The organism is Microbacterium sp. p3-SID336 (assembly GCF_025143365.1).
GTDB lineage: Bacteria > Actinomycetota > Actinomycetes > Actinomycetales > Microbacteriaceae > Microbacterium.
On sequence record NZ_JALXPE010000055.1, the window covers coordinates 1 to 25,487 of the forward strand.

Sequence of the window (25,487 nt, forward strand, 5' to 3'; positions counted from 1 at the left end):
GATCAGGCGGAGACGACCGGTGCCTTGTTCAGGCGGTCGCCCGTCTCGAGGTCGAACGCGTGCACGTGGCCGGGGTTGGCCGCGAGCGTGACCGTCTCTCCGGCGTTCGGGTGGCTGCGGCCGTCGACGCGAGCGACCAGGTCGGTGCGCTTGCCGTTGATCTCGGTGTGGCCGTAGAGGTAGCCGTCGGCGCCGAGCTCCTCGACCAGGTCGACGACGACCGAGAGGCCCTTGCCGTCGGCCGGGCCCACGGTGATGTCCTCGGGACGCACGCCGACCGTGATCTGCGTGCCGGAGGCGCCGGTGAGGGTGTCGCGGTCGAGCGGCACGACCTCGGTGCCGAACTGCACGCCGCCGTCCGCGAGGTCAGCCGAGAACAGATTCATGGCGGGGGAGCCGATGAAGCCGGCGACGAAGACGTTGTTCGGCTTCTCGTACAGGTCGCGCGGGGTGCCGACCTGCTGCAGCAGACCGTCCTTCAGCACGGCGATCCGGTCACCCATGGTGAGCGCCTCGGTCTGGTCGTGCGTGACGTAGACGGTGGTGACGCCGAGACGGCGCTGCAGCGAAGCGATCTGCGTACGCGTCTGCACGCGGAGCTTGGCGTCGAGGTTCGACAGCGGCTCGTCCATGAGGAACACCTGCGGCTGGCGCACGATGGCGCGACCCATGGCGACGCGCTGACGCTGACCGCCGGAGAGGGCCTTCGGCTTGCGGGTGAGGTACTGCTCCAGGTCGAGGAGCTTGGCGGCCTCGAGCACGCGGGCGGCGCGCTCCTCCTTGCCGACGCCCGCGATCTTGAGCGCGAAGCCCATGTTCTCGGCGACCGTCATGTGCGGGTACAGCGCGTAGTTCTGGAAGACCATCGCGATGTCGCGGTCCTTCGGCGGGACATCGGTGACGTCGCGGTCGCCGATGAGGATGCGGCCGGAGTTGACCTCTTCGAGACCGGCGAGCATGCGCAGGGAGGTGGACTTACCGCAACCGGAGGGACCGACCAGGACGAGGAACTCGCCGTCTCCCACCTCCAGGTTGAGCTTGTCGACAGCGGGACGGGTGCCGCCGGGGTACAGGCGGGTGGCGTCGTCGAAAGTCACAGATGCCATGGTGTTTCTCCTTCACCGGCAGGTACGTGCCGGACGATCCGTAGTGAATGAAGCGGCGGAGCGACCCGCCGTGACCCGCCATCGGGTCGGGTTCAGTATGGCATGAACGGCCGCACCTGGGTATTTCTCAGCCTCACTGGCTAGCATCGAACCCGGCCGCGCTCCGCGGCGATCGCCGTTCGCCGGCGGTCGGGGCCAACCCGGACCCCCTGAGACTCAAGAGGAACGATGTCGAGCGACGAAACGCCGAACGTCCCCGCACCTCGCAATTCCCGCGAGGCTGTGCGGGAGAAGGCACAGAAGGTGCACGCCCAGCAGTCCAGGGCGCGTCTCATGCGACGGATCATCATCGCTGCGGTCGCGGTGATCGCGGTGGGCGCCATCGGCACGGCCGTGACCATGGCGGTCACGTCGCAGGTTTCCAAGCCGCAGTTGAGCCCGTCTGGCATGGAGTCGGACGGCGTCGTGGTCACCGACATCACCTCCATGTCGACGTCGGCCGAGACGCCGGAGACCCCGACGCCCGCGCCCTCCGAGGCCGGCACCACCGCCTCCCCGACGCCGGAGCCCTCCGCGTCGCAGGCTGTGGACGTGCACGTCTACGTCGACTACCTCTCGCCCGATGCCGGCAAGTTCGAGCGGGCGAACGCGCGACTGCTGGCCCAGTGGATCGAAGACGGGGCGGCGACGGTGAGCTATCACCCGGTCGCGCTGCTGACGGCCAGCTCGAACGGCACCAAGTACTCGCTGCGCTCCGCGGCGGCAGCGGCCTGCGTCGCCACGCATTCGCCCGAGCAGTTCTATGCGTTCAACCACGATCTGCTGGACGACCAGCCCGAGGTGGGCAGCGACGGCCTCTCCGATCAGGAGCTGGCGAATCTCGCCGGCGCGGTCGGCGTGGACAACGCGAAGGTCGTGCGCTCCTGCATCCAGGACGGCGACTACGTGAGCTGGGCGAAGGAGGCGACGACGCGCGCGCTCAAGGGCCCGCTCGCCGGATCGGACGACCTGGTGCTCACCGCGGCTCCGATGATCGTCGTGAACGGCGAGGCCTACGTCGGCGCGCTGGACGACCCCCAGGAGTTGTCCACGTTCGTGATGTCGGTCGCCAGCGAGGCGTATTACGAGTCCACGACTCCGACGCCCACCCCGTCGACGACGTCGACGCCCGCGCCGTAGTCGAGGGCGGGAGTCCGCCCCCGTCGGTCTGAGCGATCGGCTGGTGGGGCGATCAGTCGAGTTCGTCGAGGATGAGCTCGCCGCGCTGGTTCAGGCGATCCATCAGGTGCGTCATCCGCACGGGATCGATCTGCGGCGGAGGCTCCTCGTCGAACTCGATCACGAGCGGAATGCTCGGGTGCATCCACGCCGAGAGACGGCCGGGGCGCTTCTTCCCGGACGGCCAGGTCATCATGAAGCTCTCCTGGCGGCGGAGCTTCGTGGAGATCAGGATCTTCAGATGCGCTAGGAGTTCATCCTCCACGTCGATCGGCGGACGCGAACTGTTGTACTCCAGCTTTCCCATGCACGAACCATACGCCGCCCCGCGACCCTCCACCATCTGAGAGCGGTCGCCTACTTCGATCGTCACGTGCAACGGAAACAGCCGAGCCGACCGGACGTTACTCGCAGCAGAGCACGCGCGACGGATCGACGACGACGAACAAGAGGCGGATGGAGCTGAGCGGAGGCACCTGCGCCGACCGGATTACGACGCGGCCCTGCCATGGCTCAAAGAAGCGACCACCGTCATCGACACGACCGGGGTCGCGCCGAGCACGGTGACCGGCCTGGTTCTCGCCTCATCCCGAACGCAGGCACGCTGCGTGCTCGCCGCCACACGCTAGCAAACCTGTTCAGGCCAAGTCTTTCAATCGTCCCTCGACTCGAACATGATGGAGACATTCGCGTCGGAATGGAGGGGCCATTGTGAGTGAGTCGAGCCTGGCCAATGTGCGCATGGACGGGGAACTGCCCTCGCGCGCATCAATCCCTGCAATCTTCGACGAACTAGATTTCCAGTTCGCCTGTCAGGCCTATCTGTGGGCTCTGCCGATCGTCTCCTATGCGCAATGGAAGTCGCAGCACTACAACGTCTTCGGTGCGACCAGCAGCGACCTCGTCCGGTATCTGAGCTACCGGGACCGACTCGGCCTCATCACTGCCAATGCCACCACCCCCTATATTCTGAACTTCTTCGATCTGTCCGAGACCGGGCCGCTCGTGGTCGAGCTGCCGCCGGGTCCCACAGCAGGCGGCGTCTCCGACTTCTGGCAGCGCGAGGTCGGCGCGATGGGTGAGATGGGGCCGGACCGCGGCGAGGGCGGTAAGTACCTGATCATCGCCCCGGGCTCGGAACCGCCTGGCGAGGCTGGCGAGGACTATCGCGTGCTCGAGTCGTCCGGGGTGAACATCATGTTCGGCTTTCGGACTCTCGACCCGGATCCGGAGAAGTCCGATGCGCTGGTTCGAGCGGTCCGCATCTACCCCTTCCGCGATCGTGAGAACCCCAATCCCACCCGGGTCGTGTCGCCCAACGGGCGTGCCTGGAGCGGGGATCAGCCTCGGGGCCTCGAGTACTGGCGCATGCTGCACAGCATCTATCAGAGCGAGATCATTGACGAGCGCGACCGTTTCTATCTCGCCATGCTTAGGCAGCTCGGCATTCGAAAGGGCGCGCCATTCGAGCCCGACGAACGTCTCACTGGCATCCTCGAGCGAGGAGCGGCCGCAGGCGAACTCATTGCCCAGGCGAACACCTTCGCGAAGCGGTTCGAACAGGGCCCATATTGGCCGGACCGCGTCTGGGAGCAGGCCATCGTTCTCGACAACTCCGCGCAGCGCGGGAACGGGTACGACGAACTCCTCGAGCGCGCCTCGTGGTTCTACGAAGCCGTCAGCTTCTCCGAGGCGATGAAGAGCACCACTCCCGGCGTCGGACAGGCCTATCTCGGCTCATACACCGATGCCGCCGGCGACTGGCTCGACGGGGCACGCGATTACCATCTGCATGTTCCCGCAGACGTACCAGCCAGGCTGTTCTGGTCAGCGACGGTCTACGACGCGAACACCCGCTGCCTGATCGACAATGAGCAGCAGCGCGGCGACCGCGGATCCCGAGACCCTGAGCTCCAGGTGAACCACGACGGTTCGGTCGACCTGCACTTCGGCCCGACGCCCCCGCCGTCCCGGGAGACCAACTGGGTGCAGACGATTCCCGGTCGACACTGGTTCAGCTACTTTCGCTTCTACGGCCCCCTCGAGGCCTACTTCGATCGGTCCTGGAAGCTCGGGGACATCACCCTGACCTGAGAGCGTCAAAACACGGGCGATGCGAAGCCACCACACACTCTCGCAAGTGCACAGGCTGGGGGCAGCGACACCGACCACATCGAATCAGGCGACGACCACCGCATGAGCAACCGGCAATGGTTAAGCGTCGTGATCGCCGCAACACGTCGGGGAGTGGCAGGTGACACGGGAGCGGCCGGGGCTGCCTGCCTACACGTTCCACAGCTTCAGGAAGGTCGTCGCCACGGCGCTCGACCAGGCGGGGCTGTCGGCGCGTGAAATCGCGGAGTACCTGGGGCGCGCGAACCCGTCGCCGGCGATGAACACCGACATCTCGAAGACGGTCGGCGGGGGCAAGGCGGCAGACGCTCTAGACTCGGTCATGCACGTTCTTGCTAGATCCGCGGAGTTCCGCGGTTCGCCGACTTGGCGCAATTGGTAGCGCACCGTACTTGTAATACGGGGGTTACGGGTTCGAGTCCCGTAGTCGGCTCCACACAGCCTTCAAGTGCCCCGTCGCCGGGGCGAACCGCCGGCCCGGGATGGGCTGTCCGCCGTGCTGCGCGTGCGGTGCACACGGCGTGCCCAGCCTCGCCGTGTCCTCGCCGGGCGAGCCTTGCCCTGCCAGGTCGCGGTGTGCGGTGTCCTCCCGCGTCGCGCGCCAGGGTGGGTGCGACGGCGGGCGCCACTGGGCCACGGCGCGCGGAGCGAATCCCGATTCGCGTAACACGTTGGAAGGTGTTATGTTACTTCTGTGCAGGTGGCCGGCACCCCGCCCCGGCCACCTGCGCTTTTCTCGCCCGGTCGCGCGTCCTGCGCGCGGCTCTGTCGGGGAGAGAGGCCGACGATGGACGCACCGGAGTGGCAGCACGGCTATCCCTACACCGAGAAGCTCTCGCGTGGCGAGTACGAGACCGAGAAGCGTCTGCTGCAGATCGAGTTGCTCAAGCTTCAGGCTCACGTCAAGTACACGGCGGAGCGCGTGCTCATCCTCTTCGAAGGTCGCGACGCCGCGGGCAAGGGCGGCGCGACCAAGCGGTTCATGGAGCACCTCAACCCGCGCGGAGCACGGGTGGTCGCACTCGACAAGCCCACCGACGCCGAGCGCACCCAATGGTACTTCCAGCGCTACGTCGCGCATCTGCCCTCCGGCGGGGAGATGGTGCTCATGGACCGTTCCTGGTACAACCGGGCGGGCGTCGAGCGTGTGATGGGGTACTGCACGGACGAGGAGTACCAGGAGTTCCTGCGCACCGCGCCCGAGTTCGAACGCATGCTCGTGGGTTCGGGCATCCGGCTCATCAAGCTGTGGTTCTCGGTGGGGGAGGCCGAGCAGCGTCGCCGGTTCGAGCGTCGTCGCGACGACCCCGTCAAGCAGTGGAAGCTGAGCCCGACCGACGTCGCCAGCATGGACCGCTGGGCCGACTACACGACGGCGAAGGAGGCGATGTTCTTCCACACCGACACCCCGACGACGCCGTGGATGGTGATCCGCTCGAACGACAAGAAGCGCGCGCGGCTCGAGGCGATCCGCTACGTGCTCTCGCGGTTCGAGTACGAGGGCAAGGACACGATGATCGCCCACGCCCCGGACAGCCGACTCGTCGGGCGTCCCTCGCAGATCTACGACGAGGGCGAGACGGCGGCCTGAGCGCCGGAGGCGAAACCTGGCGTCATCCGGGAATGCCGGGGCCGCGGCGCACGGTTGTCCTCAGCATGACCCGCATCGGCAGCAGTGACCTCGACGTGTTCCCCCTCGCCCTCGGCGGCAACGTGTTCGGCTGGACGGCCGACCGTGACGCCTCGTTCGCGGTGCTGGACGCCTTCGCGGAGGGCGGCGGCGACTTCATCGACACCGCCGACTCCTACAGCGCGTGGGTCGACGGAAACCACGGCGGGGAGAGCGAGACGATCATCGGCGAGTGGCTCGCGTCGCGCAAGCCGAGCGGCTTCGTGGTCGCGACCAAGGTCAGTCAGCACCCGGAGTTCCGCGGACTGTCCGCCGGCACGGTGCGCCGTGCGGCCGAGGCGTCGCTGTCCCGCCTCGGCGTCGACGAGATCGACCTGTACTACGCCCACTTCGACGATGAGACCGTTCCGCTGGAGGAGACGGTCGCCGCCTTCGGCCAGCTGGTCGCCGACGGACTCGTGCGCCATATCGCCGTATCGAACTACTCGGCAGACCGGATCCGCGAGTGGATCGACATCGCGCGCCGCCTCGGCGTCGCGCTCCCCGTCGCCGTCCAGCCGCACTACAACCTCGTGCACCGCAACACGGTCGAGGACACCATCATCCCCGTCGCCGAGGAGTTCGACCTCGGCCTCGTGCCCTACTACGCCCTCGCGAGCGGGTTCCTCACCGGGAAGTACCGCTCGACGGATGCGGCGTCCGTCGATTCGCCGCGGGCGTCCGGCGCCGCCAAGTACGCCACGCCCCACGGCCTCCGGATCATCGACACGCTGCAGGAGGTCGGCGACGCACACGGAGCCTCCGTCGCCGCCACCGCGCTGGCCTGGCTCCGGGCGCAGCCGACCGTGGTCGCGCCCATCGCGAGCGCCCGGGTCGCCGCTCAGGTGCCGGACCTCCTCGCCGGTGCACGACTCGAACTGTCGACCGACGAGGTGCTGCGCCTCGATGAGGTGTCGGCGTGGACACCCGCGCGCGCCTGATCGAGCCTCAGCCTCCCACCAGACCGAGGCGATGCGCGAGGATCACCGCGTGGATGCGGTCGCGGGCATCGAGCTTCGCGAGCACCCGCCCGACGTGCGTCTTCACGGTCGATTCACCCACCCAGAGGGTCTGTGCGATCTCCGCATTGGTCAGCCCGCGCCCGATGGCGAGGAACACTTCGCGCTCGCGGTCCGTCAGGGTCTCGTAGCGCGCTCGGTCGGCGTCGTCGGGGGCGGGTGATGGGGTCGCCGCGTCGAGCCCGGGACCCACGTGCTGCAGCAGCAGGCGCGTGATGCGGGGGGACAGCGCCGCATCGCCGCGGTGCACGGCCCGGACGGCCGAGAGCATCTCGTGCCGCTGGGCGTCCTTCAGGAGGAAGCCACTGGCGCCGGCGCGGATCGCCCCGAACGCGTACTCGTCGAGGTCGAACGTCGTGAGCACCAGCACCCGGGTCTCCGGGTGGGCGCGGACGATCGCCGCCGTCGCCGCGATGCCGTCCAGCTCGGGCATGCGGATGTCCATCAGCACGAGGTCGGGGGCGAGGGCCGTGCTCTGCGCGATCGCCGCGTTCCCGTCCCTGGCTTCGCCGACCACCACGATGTCCGGCTCCGACTCCAGCACCATGCGGAAGCCGAGGCGGATCAGCTCCTGGTCGTCCACGAGGAGGACGCGGATCTGCGAGGTCATGGGTGCTCCTCCGGGGTGGGGGCCAGGGTGAGGGCGGCGGCGTGCTGGGCGGACGCGTCCGCGGTGAGGGGGAGTTCGGCACGAAGCAGCCAACTGCCTGGGCCCGTCGGTCCGGACTGCAGCGTGCCGCGGGCATGAGCCGCGCGCTCGGACAGCCCGCGGAGGCCGAATCCCTCCGAGCCGACCTGCCCGGAGACGCCATCATTGCGGATGTCGATGCGAACGCTGTCAGCACCGTGGTCGATCCGCACCCGCACCGCCGTGGCGCCAGGGGCATGACGCATCGCGTTCGTGACGCCCTCCTGCACGATCCGCCCCACTGCGTGGGCCGTCGCCGGAGGCAGGTCCGCGCTCCCTGACACCGCGAGGGTGACCGGGTACCCCGCTCGCTGGGCCGCTGCCACGGTGTCTCTCGGCTCGACCGGCTGCGCGGGGGCGAGCGGAAGCGGGGCGTCGTCATCGCGCAGCACCCCGAGCATCAGGCGCATCTCGGTGAGGGCGCTGCGCGCCGTATCGGCAGCCGTCGATGCCGCCGCGCGTGCCTGGTCGCGGTCCGGCGTCGCCGCCGCCCCCTCGGACAGCGCGACGATCACCGTGAGCGAGTGCGACACGATGTCGTGCATCTCCCTGGCGATGCGCGCACGCTCGGCCGCCGCGGCGAGCTGCGCCTGCTGATCGCGCTCGACCAGCAGCTGACGGGACCGCGCGATCACGGCATCGAGGTACCGCTTGCGGTTGCCCACGTTGACGCCGATGAGCGTGCCGATCAGACCGAGCACGACCGCGGCGAGTACCGCGTTGCTCCCCGACTGCAGCGTGATGGCTCCGGTTCCCCACAGCAGCGCGCCGACCGCGAAGAGCACGGTCAGGCCGCCGGCATACGTGATCCATGCCAGTCGGGACGAGCTGTAGACCGCAAGGGAGTATGCGGCCACCAGCAGGAGCGGACTGCCGCCGGGGAAGACGGAGAACAGGAACAGCATCTCCAGCGCATACGCCGTGACCGCGGGGAGCAGCGGCACGCGGCGCCGCCAGAGCAGCGTGGCGCAGGCGAGGACCACGGCGGTCGGTCCCAGCACGGACAGCAGGAACGCGAACGGCTCGGGCAGCGAGGGATCCAGGCGAGCGGCGGGGGTGAGCGAGAGCAGGATGCACAGGATGGTGAGCATCACGTCGGCCACCACGGGATGCCGCGCCCAGAACCGCCGGAGCACCCCGGGAGGACGCGGAAGCCGCAGCTCCTCGTCCTCCCGGATCGAGTCGCTGCGGCTTCGCGTTCTGCTCACGGGCCGACTCTACGCGTCGCGCGTGCGCAGCACGGCCCAAGCGGCCAGCAGTCCGCCGACCACCCAGCAGCCCAGCGTCAGGTAGGCGACGGGCTCGTCCAGCGCAGAGCCGTCGCCGGGCACGATGACGTTCTGGGCCGCGGCGACAGGAAGGTACGCCGAGGCATCGACCACCCACGCCCATGCTTCCCCGGCGAGCGTGAAGAAGTTGGCCACGACCGGGAGCACGAACAGCAGGCCGACCGTCGCGGCGATCGCCCCCGCGCCTGAGCGCAGGATGAAGCCGAAGGCGACGCCGATCAGCGCGAACACGGCCATCGAGAGCGACGCGACGACGATCGGCAGCAGCGACGCCGAGGGGTCGGCCCACTCGATGGACTGATCCCTCGGGGCGACGACGAGCGAGACGGCGAGTGCCGCGACACCGAAGATCGCGAGCGACGACACGAACAGGAACAGCGCCAGGACGACGGACTTCGCCAGCAGCACCGAGCCGCGGATCGGATCGGCCGTGAGGGTCGAGCGGATCATCCCGGTGGAGTACTCGCCGGTCACCGCGATCGCGCCGATGATGCCGGCGAGCAGCATGGTGAACTGGATCGGCATCACGACCGCCTGGATCGGCTCGAACCCCGGCATGTCGACGGCCTGCGCGATGAGCACCGCGATACCGATCGTGAGGACGGCCGCGATCGCGATGGACCACCACGTGGATCGCAGGGTGGACAGCTTGATCCACTCGCTGCGCACGGCGCGGACGAACGTGAGGCGTCGACCGGTGTCGACGCGGGGGGTCGTGACGACCGGTGCCTGAGCGGTCATGACAGCTCCTTCGTGCGGTACTCGACGGCGTCGCCGGTGAGCGCGAGATACGCGTCCTCGAGCGAGCCGGTGGCGGGGGTGAGCTCGTGCAGCGGGATGCCACGCTCCGCGGCGAGGTCGCCGATGCGAGCGGCAGGCAGGCCGACGACCTCCAGCACGTCGGGAGCGGAGCTGACGATCTCCACGTCGGAGCCGGCGACGGCAGCGGCCAGGTCGGTGGGCCGAGGGGTGCGAACCCGGACGGTGGTCGTCGTCCACGAGCGGACCAGGTCGGCCAGCGGGGCGTCCGCGAGGACCCGGCCGCGCCCCATCACGATCACGTGGTCGGCGGTCTGCGCCATCTCGCTCATGAGGTGACTGGACAGCAGCACCGTCCGACCCTCCGATGCCGCGTGACGCACGAACTGCCGGACCCAGCGCACGCCCTCCGGGTCGAGACCGTTGACCGGCTCGTCCAGGATCAGGGTGTGCGGATCGCCCAGGAGCGCGGACGCGATCCCGAGACGCTGCCCCATGCCGAGCGAGAACTTGCCCGCGCGCTTACGGGCGACCGATCCGATGCCCGCGAGGTCGATGACCTCATCCACACGGGAGGAGGGGATGCCGTGCGTCGCCGCCATGGCCCGCAGATGGTTGCGCGCCGTTCGGCCCGTGTGCACGGCCTTCGCGTCGAGCAGGACGCCCACCTCGGTGAGCGGCGCACGGAGCTTGCGGTACTCGCGCCCCGCCACCGCGGCACGACCCGAGGTCGGACGGTCCAGCCCGACGATCATGCGCATCGTGGTGGACTTGCCGGCCCCGTTGGGCCCGAGGAAGCCGGTCACACTCCCCGGCTGCACCGTGAAGGACACGTCGTCGACGGCCGTCTTGTCTCCGAACCTCTTCGTGAGGCCTTCTGCTGTGATCATGCCTCCACGTTACGGAGAGCGGGTCGGCGCGTGCGTCCTCCTCCGGTATACATTCGCCGGCAGTGCCTCCACCCCGCGGTGGAGGCGGACGGCTCGACGCATGCGGCGGCGCGGAACGAGACGCGGTGCACGCTCCGATAGTGTCGACAGGTGACAGACACCCGCCGGCTCTCCGCGCCCCTCGCCCTCGGCGGGGCGGTCGCGATCGGCGTGATGACCGCGATCCAGGCCCGCATCAACGGAGTGTTGGGCGTACGCGTGGACAACGGCATCGTCGCGGGCTTCGTGTCCTTCTCCGTCGGACTCGTCGCCCTCGCTGCGGTGATCTCGCTGCTCCCGTCCGCCCGTCGCGGCGCCGCGCGACTGTGGGCGGGCGTTCGCGGGCGTACGATCCCGTTCTGGATGCTGCTCGGCGGCGCATGCGGGGCGCTCACGGTGTCCACCCAGGGGCTGACCGCCGGCGTGCTCGGAGTATCGCTGTTCAGCGTCGGCGTCGTCGCCGGGCAGACGCTGCACGGACTCGTGCTGGACCGCATCGGCTTCGGGCCCGCCGGTGTCGTGGCCGTGACGCCCGGGCGGGTGCTGGGTGGCGCGCTCGCGCTCGCCGCGGTGGCCATCTCCCTCTCGGGGGACGTCCTGGCCTCCGCTCCGCTGTGGATGCTGCTGCTGCCGTTCGCGGCCGGTGTCGGCATCGCGTGGCAGGCCGCGACCAACGGCCGACTCGCGCAGCGGGTGGAGTCGCCCATCGCGGCGACGCTCATGAGCTTCATCACGGGCACAGTGGTGCTCGCCCTCGCCGCGACGGCGAGCATCGCCCTCACCGGCGCGCCCGACCCGCTGCCGGCGGAGCCGTGGCTGTACGTCGGCGGGTTCCTCGGCGCCGCGTACATCCTGCTCGGCGCGTTCATCGTGGCGCACACGGGGGTGCTGCTGATGGGCCTCGGCTCGGTGCTCGGCCAGCTCGTGACCTCGGTCGTGATCGACCTGCTGTGGCCCACGGAGGCCGGGCCCGCACTGTGGCAGGTCGTCGCCATGGTGCTGGTGGCGGTGGCCTCGGTGCTGGTCGCGGTGCCGCGCCGCCGCCGACGCTGAGCGACTAGGTCTTCTTCGAGCCCCGCTCCTTCTTGTCCTTCTTCTTGTCGCGCTTGTCCTTCTTCTTGCTCTTCTTCTTCTCGCGCTTCGCGACGCTGATCTTCCCGTCGCGCTTCTTCCCGGCCTCCGTCGGGCCGGCGTCCGGAGTCGCGGCGAGAGAACCTCCCGGGAGCGGCGACGGCGGCCGTGTCAGCAGTCGGCGGGCGTCGACGGATTTGCGGCGACCCGGCCTCTTCCCTTCAGGCTTCGCGCCGACGTAGAGCCAGCCGAGCAGCTCCTCGTCCTCGCCGAGTCCGTGCATCGTCGCCACCGGGCGCGAGCGCGTGTAGTGGCCCGTGCGCCAGATGACACCCCATCCGGCCTCGTCGAGCAGGAGGCTCAGCACGTGCGCGACACCCGAGGCCACCGCTTCCTGCTCCCAGCGCGGGACCTTCTCGCTCGGGCGATAGCTCGCGACCACGGCGATCAGCAGCGGTGCCCGCAACGGCTTCGAGGAAGGGGTGTCGTCGCCCTGCGCCTCAGCGATCGCTGTTCCCAGGCGCTCTCGGTCGGCTCCGCGCAGTTCCAGCAGCCGCCATGGCCGGAGCGAGGAGTGGTCGGCCACGCGACCAGCCGCGGCGACGAGGGGCAGCAGGTCCTCGCGCGAGGGTGCGGTGTCTCCCACCTTCGACCAGGACTGCCGTGCGCGCACGGCGTCGAGGGCGCTCACGACTCTTCGGGCGTGAAGTTCAGTGCGATCGAGTTCATGCAGTAGCGGTCTCCGGTCGGCGTGCCGAAGCCGTCGGGGAAGACATGGCCGAGGTGCGAGCCGCAGGTCGCGCAGCGGACCTCGGTGCGGACCATGCCCAGGCTCGTGTCCTCGAGCAGCTCGACGGCGTCCGGGCGGATGGACTCGTAGAAGCTCGGCCACCCGCAGCCGGAGTCGAACTTCGTGCCGCTCTTGAACAGCTCGGCGCCGCACGCGCCGCAGGTGTAGTGGCCGGCACGCTCCTCGTCGAGCAGCTCGCCCGTCCAGGCGCGTTCGGTCGCGGCCTCGCGGAGCACGGCGTACTGCTCTTCGCCGAGTTCATCGCGCCACTCGTCTTCGGTCTTGTCCACGCTGTACGACATGATGTCCTCCCGGGGGTCTCCCTCCATTCTCCACGGTGTCACGCGGTCTCGGCGCTGCGTGTCAGAGTGGACGCATGACCGACCCCGTGCAGGAGCGCTATGCGCGGTTCGCGCGCGATGAGGCCCCGGGGCGCAGCGCTCTGTACGCCGAGTGGGCGACGGGCGTCGCGGACGACGAGGAGCTGCGTGCCGTGCTGCGGCGCGTGCCGGAGACGCATCGGCAGCCGCCCCTCGTGTTCGCGGTCGCACGGCTTCTCGGCGCCCCGCTCGCCGGGTACCGTGAGTTCCGGTCGTTCGTGCTGACGAATGCGGAGGCGGTCGTCGCCGAGTGCGCAGCGCGGTCGCTGCAGACCAATGAGCCGCTCCGGCTCGCCGCGCTGCTTCCCGTGCTCAGCGAGATCGACGGACCTCTCGCGCTCCTCGAACTCGGGGCCTCCGCCGGGCTCTGCCTCTACCCCGACCGCTACTCCTACCGGTACACGGGCGAGGACGGCCGCGTGCGGCGTGCGCTCGACCCGGAGGACGGCCCATCCGCGGTGGTGCTCCACAGCCGCGTGACGGGCGAGCTCCCGGCGCTGCGGATGCCGCGGGTGGTGTGGAGAGCGGGCATCGACCTGGCACCGCTCGACGCCGCCGATGACGCGGACCGTCGGTGGCTGCGCGGCCTCGTGTGGCCCGGAGAGGCGGGGCGGGAGCGTCGGGTGGAGGCCGCGCTCGACATCGCGGCGGCGGATCCTCCGCTGCTGGTGGCGGGCGATGCCGGGGAGCGCGTGGAGGAGCTCGCGGCGCGGGCGCCCGCCGATGCGACCCTCGTGATCACGACCCCGGGAGTGCTCGTGCACATCCCTCGGGCGGCACGCTCGGCTCTGGTCGCGCGCATCAGGTCGCTTCCCGCTCGCTGGGTGACGATCGACCCGCCGGGGCTGCTGGACGGCTGGGCGCCTCCGGTCGAGGCCGCCACCTGGCCGGGCTTCGTCGTGGCCCTCGACGGACGGGTGCGCGCGGCGGCGGATCCGCTCGGCCGATGGTGGGAGTGGCGCACGGGGGATCGGCCGGAGCCGTCCTAACCTGGAGCCATGTCCGAAGCCCTCACGGAGCGCGATCGCGCGATCCTCTCCCTCGAAGCCGCCTGGCCGCGGCACGGCGGGATGAAGGAGGAGGTCATCCGCAACACACTCGGGATGAGCGCCGCGCGCTACTACCAGCTGCTGGGCCGGCTGATCGAGACCGAGGCCGCCCTGGCGCACGACCCGATGCTGGTGCGACGCCTCCGACGGCTGCGTGACACGCGCGGGGCACGGCGCGCAGCGCGCACTCCGGGGTTCGTCGGCTGACATCCCGGCGTGCCGCCTCCACGCCGTCGTGCCGCGGAACGGATTGCCAGGGTGGTGCCGCTAGCATCGAGGGGTGTCCAAGCCCTCCCGTGACCGATTCGACGACGTTCCTCGTTCCTCCGGACGCGTAGGGGCTCACCGCGCGGAAGCGCCGGGCATGAACGGCTGGGTCGTGCTCCTGTGGTCGTTCGTCGCCGCGCTCGTGCTGATCATCGCCGGCATCTTCGGCTCGCTCGTCGTCATGGGGCGCATCGAGCTCTTCCCGGCTGCCGCTCCGAGTGCGGCGCCGACCCCGGAGGAGACCGGCGTCGTCGACCCCACCTATTCGGTGATGATCCTGAACGCGACGCCCGACGAGGGTCTCGACGACCAGATGCGCGACACGCTCATCAACACCGGGTGGCCCGCCGGCATCGTCTTCGCGAGCGACAGCGCGAGCGACGACTTCGCGACGACGACCGTGTACTACGTGAACGACGAGGACGAGCTGGCCGCCATCGGACTCGCCGGGGTCATCGGGGGAGCGGAGGTCCGCCAGGACGACTTCTACGCCGACCTGAACGACACCGGGGGCAAGCAGCTCACGGTGGTGATCGGTCTCGACCGCTCCGCCTCTGCGCCCGAGACGCCCGAGGACACCCCGGCTCCCTGACGCCCCTCTACAGGGCGGACGCGCGGCTTGCACTCGGGGGTGCCGAGTGCCAGAATGGCGTTAGCACTCTCTCACTCTGAGTGCTAAACCCACCGTCTACGTCCAGGAGGGACGACAAAACTCATGGCAAAGATCATCGCCTTCGATGAGGAGGCCCGCCGCGGCCTCGAGCGTGGCCTCAACATCCTCGCCGACGCGGTCAAGGTGACCCTCGGCCCGCGTGGTCGCAACGTCGTGCTCGAGAAGAAGTGGGGCGCCCCCACGATCACGAACGACGGTGTCTCCATCGCCAAGGAGATCGAGCTGGACGACCCGTACGAGAAGATCGGCGCGGAGCTCGTCAAGGAGGTCGCGAAGAAGACCGACGACGTCGCCGGTGACGGCACGACGACCGCCACGGTGCTCGCCCAGGCTCTGGTCCGCGAGGGCCTGCGCAACGTCGCAGCCGGCGCCGACCCGATCTCGCTCAAGCGCGGCATCGAGAAGGCCGTCGCCGCGATCACCGAGGAGCTGCTGAGCACGGCGAAGGAGATCGACTCCAAGGAGCAGATCGCCGCGACCGCCTCCATCTCGGCCGCCGACCCCGCGATCGGCGAGCTCATCGCCGAGGCCATCGACAAGGTCGGCAAGGAGGGCGTCGTCACGGTCGAGGAGTCGCAGACCTTCGGCACCGAGCTCGAGCTCACCGAGGGCATGCGCTTCGACAAGGGCTACCTGAACCCGTACTTCGTTACGGACCCGGAGCGCCAGGAGGCCGTCTTCGAGGACCCGTACATCCTCATCGCGAACCAGAAGGTCTCGAACATCAAGGACCTGCTGCCCATCGTCGACAAGGTGATCCAGGACGGCAAGGAGCTCGTCATCATCGCCGAGGACGTCGAGGGCGAGGCTCTGGCGACGCTCGTGCTGAACAAGCTCAAGGGCATCTTCAAGTCGGTCGCCGTCAAGGCTCCCGGCTTCGGCGACCGCCGCAAGGCGCAGCTGCAGGACATCGCGATCCTCACGGGTGGCCAGGTCATCACTGAAGAGGTGGGCCTCAAGCTCGAGAACGCGACGCTCGACCTCCTGGGCCGCGCGCGCAAGGTCATCGTCACCAAGGACGAGACCACGATCGTCGAGGGTGCCGGCGAGGCTGACCAGATCGAGGGTCGGGTCACGCAGATCCGCCGCGAGATCGAGAACACCGACAGCGACTACGACCGTGAGAAGCTGCAGGAGCGTCTGGCGAAGCTCGCCGGTGGCGTTGCCGTCATCAAGGCGGGTGCCGCGACCGAGGTCGAGCTCAAGGAGCGCAAGCACCGCATCGAGGACGCAGTGCGCAACGCGAAGGCGGCCGTCGAGGAGGGCATCGTCCCCGGTGGTGGCGTCGCACTCATCCAGTCCGGCACGAAGGCGCTCGACGCGCTCTCGCTCGAGGGCGACGAGGCGACCGGTGCGAACATCGTCCGCGTCGCGATCGAGGCTCCGCTGAAGCAGATCGCGCTGAACGCCGGTCTCGAGCCGGGTGTCGTGGCGAACAAGGTCTCGGAGCTCCCCGCGGGCCAGGGCCTCAACGCCGCCAGCGGTGAGTACGGGGACATGTTCGCGCAGGGCATCATCGACCCGGCGAAGGTCACGCGTTCCGCGCTGCAGAACGCCGCGTCGATCGCCGGCCTGTTCCTGACGACGGAGGCCGTCGTCGCCGACAAGCCGGAGAAGACCCCGGCCCCCGTGGGTGACCCCTCGGGCGGCATGGACTTCTGATCCCGCTCGCATGACAGAAAGCCCCCGGCTCCGGCCGGGGGCTTTCTGCTGTCCGGGGGTCAGCGGAACAGGCTCGCCGAATACTGGTCCGCCTCCGCGTACTGGGTGGCGACGGAGCCGAGAGAGGTGCCGATGCCGTCGAGCACCTGTTCGACGTGGAGCTGCGCACCCTGCCACTGCTCGGCGCAGCCCTGGAAGGCGTTGGACGCGGACCCCACCCAGGTGGATTGCAGCTCGCGCAGCTGCGCCATGAGGGTGGAGGATTCCGTGCGAAGCCGCTCGATCGTTCCTCGGGTGGCGGCGTGGGCGGCGTGGACGGCGTCGGTGTCGACGGTGAAGACGGTCATGGCAACTCCTTCTGTTGGAGCCTCCGACGCTAGGCGCCTCGCGAGCGCAGCGGGCCGCGCTGCGGGGTCTCGGCTGATCCCTGGGGGTAAGTGCGCCGACATTCCGCCCGTGCAGACCACGCGGCGGCGCCGCGGCGGCACCGCGGCGGCAGGAGGCGCGGGCCGGCAGGAGGCGCGTACGGCAGGAGGCGCGGGCCGGCAGGAGGCGCGTACGGCAGCAGGCGCGTACGGCAGCAGGCGCGGGCTGGCCGGAGGCGCGCTACGGCAGGTCGAGCGGGTCGATCGGCTGCGTATCCTCCAGCAGGTGGGCAGGTGTCGCCTGCGCGGGTGCGAGCGGAAGGGTCACGGTGAACGTCGCACCGCCGCCGGGGCTCTCCGACACCGCGATGTCGCCGTTCAACGCCTTGAGGATCGACGCCACGATCGCGAGCCCCAGCCCGGAGCCGCCGGTCTCACGCGCCCGCGAGGTGTCGGCGCGCCAGAACCGCTCGAAGATCTGCTCGCGGATCTGCGGCGGCACTCCTTCTCCGTGATCGACGATCGCGATGCTCGCAGTGCCCGCCGCCCGGTCGGAGTCGACGACGATCTCGATCGGGCTGTCCTCGGGGGAGAACCGACGCGCGTTGCCGAGGAGGTTCGTCACCACCTGCCGCACCTTGTTCTCCTCGCCGAGCACGATCGGCGGCGTGCGCACCGGGATGTCCTGCACCTCGCTGAAGTCGATCGCCGGTGCCTGCTCCGGCTGACGTGGCCGGCGCCGCAGGCGCGACAGCGTGGCCCGGGGTCGGCCCCGCGGAGCCGGTGCGGGCTCGACGGGAACCACGGGCGTGCGGATGGGGGCGGTCGGCACGTTCTCCAGAGTGCGATCGATGACCGAGATCACGCGGCTCGGAGCCGCGGCGCGCACATCCAGCGCGGCATCGCGCGCGATCGGGCGCAGATCGAGGGGCACGATCTGTGGTTCGCGCTCTTCGTCCAGTCGTGCCAGCGCGAGCAGGTCCTCCACGAGGACCCCCATGCGGATGGCTTCCTTCTCGATGCGCTCCATGGCCCTGGCGGTGTCCTCCTCGCCCTGGATCGCGCCCATCCGGTACAGCTCGGCGTAGCCGCGAACACTGACGAGGGGCGTGCGCAGCTCGTGGCTGGCATCGCCGATGAAGCGCCGCATGTGCTGCACCGTGCGATCACGCTGCGCGAGCGACCGGTCGACGCGGTCGAGCATGGTGTTGATCGCCGCGTTCAGGCGCCCGACCTCGGTCGTCGGCTCCAGATCTGTCAGACGCTGCCGGAAGTCTCCTGCGGCGATCGACATGGCCGTCTGCTCGACCTGCCCGAGCCTTCGGAACGTCAGCGTCACCAGGCCGCGGGTGAGGAGTGCTGCGACGAAGATGGTGATCAGTGCGATGGTGATGTAGATGCCGAAGTACTGACTGATGATGCGGTCCGCCTCCGCCAGGGGCAGCGCGACCATCTGGATGCTGAGCGGAGTGCCCTCCTGCTGGACCAGGGCGACCGCCGCGTGATACACGCTGCCGTTCTCGCCTTCCAGCGACAGGACCTTGTCCTCATTCGCCTGCGCCTCCGACAGCGAGTACTCGGAAGGGAAGTACGGCGCCCGCCCGGACGCGCTGGGAGCCGTCGCCCGGAGCGCTCCCTCCGCGTCGTAGATGGCGAACGAGAAGTCGCGCGGCTTCTCATCGCGGGGAGTGTAGGTGGTGACCCCGTCGATCGTGGTGGTGTCGAAGTACCGCTCGACGAGGTTGCTCGTGACCAGCGCGGGGAGCTGCGCGTTGATGTTCTCGACCAGCGCGTTCCGCAGCAGCGGCACCGTGCCGATCCCGGCCACGAGCAGACCGAGAGCGAGCACGGCGACCGTGACGCCGGTGACCTTCGCGCGCAGGCTGATGCGCCGCCACCAGGTGGTCACCGCATCCGGCTTGTGCGCCATGCGGACCTCCCTGCTGCGGCGACTCCGCCGAGCGCCGGCGGCGGTGGGGCGTGGGTCGTCAGACCGTCTTGCCGACCTTGAGCATGTAGCCGAAGCCGCGCTTCGTCTGGATCAGCGACTCCTCGGTGTGCGGGTCGATCTTGCGGCGCAGGTAGGAGATGTAGCTCTCCACGATCCCGGCATCGCCGTTGAAGTCGTACTCCCACACGTGGTCGAGGATCTGCGCCTTCGACAGCACCCGGTTGGGGTTGAGCATCAGGTAGCGCAGCAGCTTGAACTCCGTCGGACTCAGCTCGATCGGCTCCTTGCCGACGTGCACGTCGTGGGTGTCCTGGTCCATCGAGAGCTCGCCAGCGCGGATGATGGACTCCTCGTCGGCCTGCATCGTGCGGCGCAGGATGGCTTGCGCACGGGCGACGATCTCATCCAGGCTGAACGGCTTCGTGACGTAGTCGTCACCGCCCGCGTTGAGGCCCTCGATCTTGTCGTCCGTGCCGTCCTTGGCCGTCAGGAAGAGGATCGGCGCGGTGAACCCGGCGCCGCGGAGGCGCTTGGTCACGCTGAACCCGTTCATGTCGGGCAGCATGACGTCGAGGATGATGAGGTCGGGCTCCTCCTCCAGCACGGCCGAGATCGTGGCGGCTCCGTTGGCCACGGTCTTGACCTGGAACCCGGCGAAGCTCAGACCCGTGGAGAGCAGGTCGCGGATGTTCGGTTCGTCGTCGACGACCAGGATGCGCGCAGCAGTCATGTCCCCATTATGGTGACTTCGGCCATGCGCGGGCTGATTATCCTGCGGAACGGCGTCGACTCGGACGGTCCGCCCCGGGGTGGATGTGCTGCACAGGTGTTCGCGGAAGGATCGAGACATGAGCTCGACCGAGGACGACATCGCCGCCCCCGCCTTCGCCCCGACTGTCGCCGCCGCACCCGCTCCGGTCGCTGCGCCGACTCCGACCGGAGGAGCGACGGAGTACCACCGCCTCGCGCACCTGCGCCCGCACCACCGGTGGTGGAAGCCGCTCCTGACGGGACTCGTCGGCATCGGCTTCTACGTCGTGATCCTGGTGCTGGTGATCGTGCCGCTCATGGTCGTGTCGGTCGTCGTCCCCGGCTGGGGAGCCGAGCTGCAGCAGCTGTTCCAGGCGACCGCGTTCTTCCAGCTCGACCGGCCGTGGCTCTTCCTCGCCCTCGTGCTGCCGCTGATCCTCATGATCCCGGCGCTGCTCCTGGCGTCGCGCGTGGTCGAGGGCCGCGGGGTCGGTCTGCTCTCGTCCGTGACCGGGCGGCTGCGGATGGGGTGGCTCTGGCGCAGTCTCGGCCTGGCGTTCGCGGTCTTCGCGGTGTACTTCGCCGTGGTGCTCGGCTGGTCCGCCGCGCAGGGGGAGCCGGTGATCCCGGATTTCTCACACCCCGGACTCCTGCTGATGCTGATCCTCGTGATCACGCTGATCCCGCTACAGGCGGCCGCGGAGGAGTACGTGTTCCGCGGCTACCTGATGCAGCTCGTCGGCGCCTGGCTCCGTCACCCCGCGTTCGCGATCCTGCTTCCGGTGCCGCTGTTCGTCCTCGGTCACGGCTACGACGTGTGGGGCGCCGCGAGCGTCGGACTGTTCGCCGTCGTCGCCGCCTGGCTGACCTGGCGCACGGGCGGGCTGGAGGCGGCCATCGCCCTGCACATCGTGAACAACCTGCTGATCTTCCTGCTCGGCTCGGTCGCGGTGGTCGATGCCAACGCCACCTCAGGGGCGCCCGTCGACCTGGTCCTCTCCGCGCTCGCGATGGTCGTGTTCGCTGTCCTCGCGGACCGCTGGGCGCGCCGTCGCGGCGTGGCACGGACCGCGACGGCTGTGGCGCTGAGCGGGACACATCACCTGTCGCCTCAGCTCCACGGCTGAGCGGCGGTCGTTCTCAGGCGGCTGCCGCGATCGCGTCGGCGTCCATGATGGTGTAGCTGTACCCCTGCTCGGCGAGGAAACGCTGTCGGTTCTGCGCGTAGTCCTGGTCGATGGTGTCCCGGGCGACCAGCGTGTAGAAGCTCGCGGTGTGACCCGACTGCTTGGGCCGCAGCAGGCGCCCGAGCCGCTGGGCCTCCTCCTGTCGCGAGCCGAACGAGCCGGACACCTGGATCGCGACCGAGGCCTCAGGGAGATCGATCGAGAAGTTCGCGACCTTGGAGACCACCAGCAGCGAGATGTCGCCCTCGCGGAACGCGCGGTAGAGTTCCTCGCGTTCCTCCACGGGCGTCGAACCGGTGATCTGCGGGGCGTTCAGCGCCTCGGACAGGCTGTCGAGCTGATCGAGGTACTGGCCGATCACCAGGATCTGCTCGCCCTCGTGCTTGGCGATGAGCTCGCGGACCGCGTCGATCTTCGCCGGGGCGGAGGCGGCGAGCCGGTAGCGCTCGTCGTCGGTCGCCGCCGCGTACTCCAGGCGGTCGCTCGGCGGAAGGTCGACACGCACCTCGTAGCAGACGGCGGGGGAGATGAAACCCTGCGCCTCGATCTGCTTCCACGGGGCGTCGAAGCGCTTCGGGCCGATCAGGCTGAACACGTCGCCCTCGCGGCCGTCTTCTCGCACCAGGGTCGCGGTGAGGCCGATCCGGCGCCGAGCCTGCAGGTCGGCGGTGAGCTTGAACACGGGTGCGGGGAGCAGGTGCACCTCGTCGTACACGATGAGACCCCAGTCCAGAGCGTCGAGGAGCGCCAGGTGGGCGTACTCTCCCTTCCGCTTGGCGGTGAGGATCTGGTACGTCGCGATGGTGACCGGCTTGACCTCTTTGGACTGGCCGGAGTACTCGCCGATCTCCTCCGGCGTGAGGCTGGTGCGCTTGAGCAGCTCATCGCGCCACTGCCGAGCCGACACCGTGTTGGTGACCAGGATCAGCGTCGTGGTCTTGGTCGCAGCCATCGCGCCCGCGCCGACGATCGTCTTGCCGGCACCGCACGGCAGTACGACCACACCGGAGCCGTCCTTCGCGAAGGCGTCGACAGCGTCCTGCTGGTACGGCCGGATGTGCCAGCCGTCCTCGGCGAGCTCGATCTCGTGCGGGGTGCCCGGCGTGTAGCCGGCCAGGTCCTCCGCAGGCCAGCCGATCTTCAGCAGCTCCTGCTTGATCTGCCCGCGCGCCCATGCGTCCACGACGAAGGTCTCCGGCGAGGGGTGTCCGATCAGCAGCGGCTGGATGCGCTTGTTGTTGGCGACCTGGGCCAGCACCGCAGGGTCCGTCGACCGCAGGATCAGCAGTCCTTCATCGTCGCGCTCGATCACCAGGCGCCCGTAGCGGTTGACCGTCTCGCGCAGATCGACCGCGACAGACGGCGGGACGGGGAAGCGCGACCAGCGGTCGAGCGTCTCCAGCATGTCGTCGGCCGTGTGCCCGGCCGCGCGGGCGTTCCACAGACCGAGCCGCGTGATGCGGTAGGTGTGGATGTGCTCCGGTGCGCGCTCGAGTTCGGCGAAGATCGCCAGCTCGTGACGCGCGCTCTCGGCATCGGCATGCGCGACCTCGAGCAGCACGGTGCGGTCGCTCTGGACGATCAGGGGGCCATCAGACATAGCTGACCAGTCTACCGGCCGTGCGGAGGCCGAGGCCTCACGGGGTCACGACGGTGGCGGCGCGGATGCTTGACACCGGCAGCGTGCGTTCGACGTCCGCCGCCCTGTCCAGTCCGCGGAGCCGGCCCCCGCCGATGCCCGTCGCCTCCAGCAGCAGGTCGCGGGTCGAGCCGTCCGGCATCCCCACCGTCACGCGCAGCACGGCCTTGGCGCGCACGGCCGCCTCCAGCTCGCGGTCGAGCCACGCGGCGTCGGCATCCGGCCCCTGCCGCTCGCGGAGCCGTGCGATGAGGGGCGCGTAGTCGGCGTGGTGGTCCGGGGCGTCCGGCACCGGGACCGCGGAGTGGCGGGAGCGGACGAGGATCTCCCCGTCTGCGCCGACAAGGCTGGCGGGGTACCGTGCATCGGTCAATGCCCAGTAGACCGTGTCCTGGCCGACCCGTGTGGTGAGCGATCCGACATGCGCCGTCAGACCGAGCGGGCGCAGCGTCTGATCCACTCCCAGGGCCTCGATCAGGTGCGGGTCGGAGCTCTCGATGCGGGTGCGCCCCGTCTCGTCGTCGACCGAGACCCGGATGAGGCCGTGGCGCTGTGCGGTCTGCGCCACCAGGTAGCCGAGGGGCTGCGGGATGCCGGTGAGGGAGATCGTGCCGAGGAACTGCAGGATCGACTGCTCGTCCTCGCCGGCGGCGAACGCGTGCGCGACGGATTCGGCGGTGAAGCGGTAGGACGAGGCCTGGGCGGCGGACTCCCGGGCGGCCATCGTGCGCAGTCGCACGTCGAGCGCAGGCTGCAGGGGGCCGGGGGCGATCGCGGTGAGGTCGTTCTGCAGGAAGATGCGGTCGACTTCCGTCGGCAGCAGGGCGACGAGCGCGGAGGTGTCCGCGGGCTCCCCCTCGCGAAGCGGGAGCGCCCAGGGCGGCTCTGAGCCGTCGTCGGCGGACAGGCCGAGCAGCCGCACCGTCTCCGCGAGCTCCTGCGCCGCCACCGGCCAGGCCGGATCCCAGGGGTGCGCGAGCGGCCATTGTGCGACGGGGATCCAGCCCCCGGCCGCTGTGCGGACCCCGCGTGGCAGCGACGCGCGGAAGGCCGTGGCCAGCTGGGCCCACCGCTCGGCGGCGGAAGAGCGGAGCCAGTGCTCCGCCCTGGCCGTCGTGCGCAGCGTCCGATCGACGGGAGCGGCGAGCTGCGCGCGGACGGCGAGCCCGGCGAGCTGGTCGGCGACCTCGGCGGAGAGCCCGGACTCGGCGAGCTGTCGCTTCTCTCCGGCGTTCAGCCCGCCCCCGAGCAGGAGCCCGAACGGCCGTTCCCGCGCGATCAGCAGCAGATCGGCGAGGACGGCGACCGTGGTGAACGCGCGCTCGGCGGCGTGCGCGGCTGTTGCTTCGGACGACGGGTGCGGCGGCTCATCGTCGATGAGGGCGGGGCGTGGGCGATCGGCGATGAGGGAGTCGACCGGGGGCTGCGGGGTGCCGTCGGGCCGGAGCAGTGCGAGTGCGGTGAGGTGCTCGCGCCCGTCGCCTGGCTCCGTGCCCGCCACGGCATCCACGAGCGCGGCCGCTTCCGCTGCGGTGAGTGCCGGAAGGGCCTTCGCCACGGAGGCCGGTTCGAGCAGGGCCTCGGCGGCGTCGAAGAAGTCCTGCCAGCCGGCGTCGGGTCGCACGCTCCGCGCGGCGAACAGGGCACTCAGCTCGGCATCGCTCGCACCGGCCAGGCGGTCGGCCAGCGGTCGCGCGTGCGTGCTCATGGGCGGTGCCTCACGGACGCGATCCCGCGCGGCCCTTCCGGATGAAGCTCATGACCAGGAGCACGATGATCAAGACGAAGGCGAGGGGGAGTCCCCAGTACGGGATGGCCGCGATCACGGGCCAGACGCCCTCGCCGAACGCGGCCTGATCCATGCCGGACGCGGTGCCGATGATGATCGCGAAGAAGCACACCACGGAGGCCGCGGCGATGCCGAGTGCCGTGAACGCCAGGATGCGGTCGATCCGGCGGATGGGGACCTCCGGTCCGGTGTTCTGCGTGCTCATCCGCTCCAGCCTACTCGCACGACGGCGGACGGTTCCGTTCGGCTCCTGCCGGGTAGGCTGGTGTCGCGCGCACGTGCGCGCGTTCTGTTCTGCATTCGATCCAGCGAGGTTCACCCATGCCCACCGGCAAGGTCAGGTTCTACGACGAAGACAAGGGATTCGGCTTCATCGCCAGCGATGACGGCCAGGATGTCTTCCTGCATGCTTCCGCGATGCCGGCCGGCACGGCGGTGAAGGCGGGTGCGCGCGTGGAGTTCGGCGTGGCCGACGGCAAGCGCGGGCTGCAGGCGCTGTCCGTGCGTGTGCTGGAGGCACCGCCCAGCCTGGCGAAGGCCAAGCGCAAGCCGGCCGACGACATGGCGATCATCATCGAGGATCTCGTGAAGCTCCTCGACGGCATCGGCGGCGATCTGCGTCGCGGCCGCTACCCCTCCTCCAGCCATGGTCGCAAGATCGCCGCTGTTCTGCGCAAGGTCGCCGATGACCTCGAAGCCTGAGCCCGACGCTCGCCTCGTCGAGGCTCACGACCTCGCGCTCGCCGCCTTGCGCGAGATCACGCCGGCCTCCACGATCGGTCCGGCTGCGGGCTACATCGCGGAGGACGACGGGGCGGTCTCCCTGCGGTTCGAGAACCGCCTGGCCGGCTATCCCGGCTGGTACTGGACGGTCACGGTCGCGCGTGTCGACGACGAGGAGGCCACGGTGCTGGAGGCGGAGCTCCTCCCCGGCGACGGGGCGCTGCTCGCCCCCGAGTGGGTGCCGTGGGCCGAACGGCTGGCGGAGTACCGGGCGCACCAGGCCGAGCTGGCCGAGGCTGCAGCCGCGGACGCGGAGGGCGGCGCTGGCGCCGCCGAGAACGGCGAAGAGCCTCTCGCGGACAGTGAGCTCGCGGACGAAGA

Annotated in this window: 26 protein-coding genes, 1 tRNA gene and 1 pseudogene; 13 read left to right on the forward strand and 15 right to left on the reverse strand. The window is 69.8% G+C overall.

Annotation, left to right across the window (positions count from 1 at the left end; genetic code table 11):
- Positions 1 to 2: 2 nt before the first annotated feature.
- Entirely contained in the window at positions 3 to 1,106 is a 1,104-nt protein-coding gene (locus tag M3C17_RS14850) for an ABC transporter ATP-binding protein (RefSeq protein ID WP_259978694.1), read from the reverse strand.
- Positions 1,107 to 1,334: 228 nt separating this feature from the next.
- Between M3C17_RS14850 and M3C17_RS14855 the strand changes: the two genes are divergently transcribed.
- Positions 1,335 to 2,285 carry a thioredoxin domain-containing protein gene (locus M3C17_RS14855; protein WP_259978695.1) on the forward strand — a complete coding sequence of 317 codons (951 nt, stop codon included), beginning with the start codon at positions 1,335 to 1,337 and terminating at the stop codon, positions 2,283 to 2,285.
- A gap of 52 nt (positions 2,286 to 2,337) precedes the next feature.
- Here M3C17_RS14855 and M3C17_RS14860 read toward each other — a convergent pair whose 3' ends face one another.
- Entirely contained in the window at positions 2,338 to 2,631 is a 294-nt protein-coding gene (locus tag M3C17_RS14860; protein ID WP_259978696.1) for a hypothetical protein, read from the reverse strand.
- A 434-nt stretch (positions 2,632 to 3,065) separates the two neighbouring features.
- On the opposite strand from M3C17_RS14860, the gene M3C17_RS14865 reads away from it, so the two are divergent.
- Positions 3,066 to 4,418, forward strand: a complete 1,353-nt coding sequence (locus tag M3C17_RS14865; RefSeq protein WP_259978697.1) for a DUF1254 domain-containing protein — start codon at positions 3,066 to 3,068, stop codon at positions 4,416 to 4,418.
- 189 nt (positions 4,419 to 4,607) lie between these two features.
- Here M3C17_RS14865 and M3C17_RS14870 read toward each other — a convergent pair whose 3' ends face one another.
- The gene (locus M3C17_RS14870) at positions 4,608 to 4,781 is read right to left on the reverse strand and encodes a hypothetical protein (protein WP_259978698.1); all 174 of its coding nucleotides are present in this window, start codon (positions 4,779 to 4,781) and stop codon (positions 4,608 to 4,610) included.
- Positions 4,782 to 4,817: 36 nt separating this feature from the next.
- On the opposite strand from M3C17_RS14870, the gene M3C17_RS14875 reads away from it, so the two are divergent.
- From M3C17_RS14875 to M3C17_RS14885, 3 genes are all read left to right on the forward strand, one after another.
- Positions 4,818 to 4,893, forward strand: a tRNA-Thr gene (locus M3C17_RS14875).
- A gap of 351 nt (positions 4,894 to 5,244) precedes the next feature.
- Entirely contained in the window at positions 5,245 to 6,048 is an 804-nt protein-coding gene (gene ppk2, locus M3C17_RS14880; protein ID WP_311198448.1) for a polyphosphate kinase 2, read from the forward strand.
- 65 nt (positions 6,049 to 6,113) lie between these two features.
- The gene (locus M3C17_RS14885; protein WP_259978699.1) at positions 6,114 to 7,067 is read left to right on the forward strand and encodes an aldo/keto reductase; all 954 of its coding nucleotides are present in this window, start codon (positions 6,114 to 6,116) and stop codon (positions 7,065 to 7,067) included.
- 7 nt (positions 7,068 to 7,074) lie between these two features.
- On the opposite strand, the gene M3C17_RS14890 is transcribed toward M3C17_RS14885, so the two are convergent.
- From M3C17_RS14890 to M3C17_RS14905, 4 genes are read right to left on the reverse strand one after another with little or no spacing between them, the layout of a single operon-like run.
- Positions 7,075 to 7,755, reverse strand: coding sequence for a response regulator transcription factor (locus tag M3C17_RS14890; protein WP_259978700.1), 681 nt, complete (start codon positions 7,753 to 7,755; stop codon positions 7,075 to 7,077).
- Positions 7,752 to 9,041 (reverse strand): sensor histidine kinase, encoded by a 1,290-nt coding sequence (locus tag M3C17_RS14895; RefSeq protein ID WP_259978701.1) that lies wholly within the window; start codon positions 9,039 to 9,041, stop codon positions 7,752 to 7,754. The genes M3C17_RS14890 and M3C17_RS14895 overlap by 4 nt, the downstream gene beginning before the upstream one ends.
- A gap of 9 nt (positions 9,042 to 9,050) precedes the next feature.
- Positions 9,051 to 9,863 (reverse strand): ABC transporter permease, encoded by an 813-nt coding sequence (locus tag M3C17_RS14900; RefSeq protein ID WP_259978702.1) that lies wholly within the window; start codon positions 9,861 to 9,863, stop codon positions 9,051 to 9,053.
- Positions 9,860 to 10,771: an ABC transporter ATP-binding protein gene (locus M3C17_RS14905; protein WP_259978703.1), complete on the reverse strand. Its 912-nt coding sequence runs from the start codon at positions 10,769 to 10,771 to the stop codon at positions 9,860 to 9,862. The genes M3C17_RS14900 and M3C17_RS14905 overlap by 4 nt, the downstream gene beginning before the upstream one ends.
- Before the next feature lie 150 nt (positions 10,772 to 10,921).
- Between M3C17_RS14905 and M3C17_RS14910 the strand changes: the two genes are divergently transcribed.
- Positions 10,922 to 11,863, forward strand: coding sequence for a DMT family transporter (locus M3C17_RS14910; protein WP_259978704.1), 942 nt, complete (start codon positions 10,922 to 10,924; stop codon positions 11,861 to 11,863).
- 175 nt (positions 11,864 to 12,038) lie between these two features.
- Here the strand turns inward: M3C17_RS14910 and M3C17_RS14915 are convergent.
- Positions 12,039 to 12,572, reverse strand: a pseudogene (locus M3C17_RS14915) (nitroreductase family protein); the annotation flags it as partial.
- Positions 12,569 to 12,973: a peptide-methionine (R)-S-oxide reductase MsrB gene (gene msrB, locus M3C17_RS14920; protein WP_259978705.1), complete on the reverse strand. Its 405-nt coding sequence runs from the start codon at positions 12,971 to 12,973 to the stop codon at positions 12,569 to 12,571. The gene msrB and the pseudogene M3C17_RS14915, both read right to left, overlap by 4 nt.
- A gap of 74 nt (positions 12,974 to 13,047) precedes the next feature.
- Between msrB and M3C17_RS14925 the strand changes: the two genes are divergently transcribed.
- The 4 genes from M3C17_RS14925 (at position 13,048) to groL (ending at position 16,702) form a co-directional block, all read left to right on the forward strand.
- A complete protein-coding gene (locus M3C17_RS14925) occupies positions 13,048 to 14,040 on the forward strand; it encodes a DUF2332 domain-containing protein (RefSeq protein WP_259978706.1) in 993 nt (330 codons plus the stop codon).
- Between the two features lie 9 nt (positions 14,041 to 14,049).
- Positions 14,050 to 14,307 (forward strand): DUF3263 domain-containing protein, encoded by a 258-nt coding sequence (locus tag M3C17_RS14930; protein WP_259978707.1) that lies wholly within the window; start codon positions 14,050 to 14,052, stop codon positions 14,305 to 14,307.
- 157 nt (positions 14,308 to 14,464) lie between these two features.
- Positions 14,465 to 14,959, forward strand: coding sequence for a LytR C-terminal domain-containing protein (locus M3C17_RS14935; RefSeq protein WP_259978708.1), 495 nt, complete (start codon positions 14,465 to 14,467; stop codon positions 14,957 to 14,959).
- A 123-nt stretch (positions 14,960 to 15,082) separates the two neighbouring features.
- Entirely contained in the window at positions 15,083 to 16,702 is a 1,620-nt protein-coding gene (groL, locus tag M3C17_RS14940) for a chaperonin GroEL (RefSeq protein WP_259978709.1), read from the forward strand.
- Between the two features lie 59 nt (positions 16,703 to 16,761).
- Here the strand turns inward: groL and M3C17_RS14945 are convergent, their stop codons facing one another.
- The 3 genes from M3C17_RS14945 to M3C17_RS14955 all read right to left on the reverse strand — a co-directional run bounded on the left by M3C17_RS14945 (position 16,762) and on the right by M3C17_RS14955 (position 19,748).
- Positions 16,762 to 17,049: a WXG100 family type VII secretion target gene (locus M3C17_RS14945; protein ID WP_259978710.1), complete on the reverse strand. Its 288-nt coding sequence runs from the start codon at positions 17,047 to 17,049 to the stop codon at positions 16,762 to 16,764.
- Between the two features lie 259 nt (positions 17,050 to 17,308).
- On the reverse strand, positions 17,309 to 18,997 hold the full coding sequence (locus M3C17_RS14950) for a cell wall metabolism sensor histidine kinase WalK (RefSeq protein ID WP_259978711.1): 1,689 nt from the start codon (positions 18,995 to 18,997) through the stop codon (positions 17,309 to 17,311).
- 58 nt (positions 18,998 to 19,055) lie between these two features.
- A complete protein-coding gene (locus tag M3C17_RS14955; RefSeq protein WP_211543253.1) occupies positions 19,056 to 19,748 on the reverse strand; it encodes a response regulator transcription factor in 693 nt (230 codons plus the stop codon).
- Positions 19,749 to 19,866: 118 nt separating this feature from the next.
- On the opposite strand from M3C17_RS14955, the gene M3C17_RS14960 reads away from it, so the two are divergent.
- The gene (locus M3C17_RS14960; RefSeq protein ID WP_259978712.1) at positions 19,867 to 20,895 is read left to right on the forward strand and encodes a CPBP family intramembrane glutamic endopeptidase; all 1,029 of its coding nucleotides are present in this window, start codon (positions 19,867 to 19,869) and stop codon (positions 20,893 to 20,895) included.
- Positions 20,896 to 20,908: 13 nt separating this feature from the next.
- Here M3C17_RS14960 and M3C17_RS14965 read toward each other — a convergent pair whose 3' ends face one another.
- From M3C17_RS14965 to M3C17_RS14975, 3 genes are read right to left on the reverse strand one after another with little or no spacing between them, the layout of a single operon-like run.
- Positions 20,909 to 22,555 carry a DNA repair helicase XPB gene (locus tag M3C17_RS14965; RefSeq protein ID WP_259978713.1) on the reverse strand — a complete coding sequence of 549 codons (1,647 nt, stop codon included), beginning with the start codon at positions 22,553 to 22,555 and terminating at the stop codon, positions 20,909 to 20,911.
- A 37-nt stretch (positions 22,556 to 22,592) separates the two neighbouring features.
- Positions 22,593 to 24,302: a helicase-associated domain-containing protein gene (locus M3C17_RS14970; RefSeq protein WP_259978714.1), complete on the reverse strand. Its 1,710-nt coding sequence runs from the start codon at positions 24,300 to 24,302 to the stop codon at positions 22,593 to 22,595.
- 10 nt (positions 24,303 to 24,312) lie between these two features.
- Positions 24,313 to 24,588 carry a multidrug ABC transporter ATPase gene (locus M3C17_RS14975; RefSeq protein ID WP_259978715.1) on the reverse strand — a complete coding sequence of 92 codons (276 nt, stop codon included), beginning with the start codon at positions 24,586 to 24,588 and terminating at the stop codon, positions 24,313 to 24,315.
- Positions 24,589 to 24,704: 116 nt separating this feature from the next.
- On the opposite strand from M3C17_RS14975, the gene M3C17_RS14980 reads away from it, so the two are divergent.
- The gene (locus M3C17_RS14980; RefSeq protein ID WP_025105533.1) at positions 24,705 to 25,085 is read left to right on the forward strand and encodes a cold-shock protein; all 381 of its coding nucleotides are present in this window, start codon (positions 24,705 to 24,707) and stop codon (positions 25,083 to 25,085) included.
- A partial coding sequence (locus tag M3C17_RS14985) for a DUF3027 domain-containing protein (protein WP_259978716.1) occupies positions 25,069 to 25,487 on the forward strand: 419 nt, incomplete at its 3' end. The genes M3C17_RS14980 and M3C17_RS14985, both read left to right, overlap by 17 nt.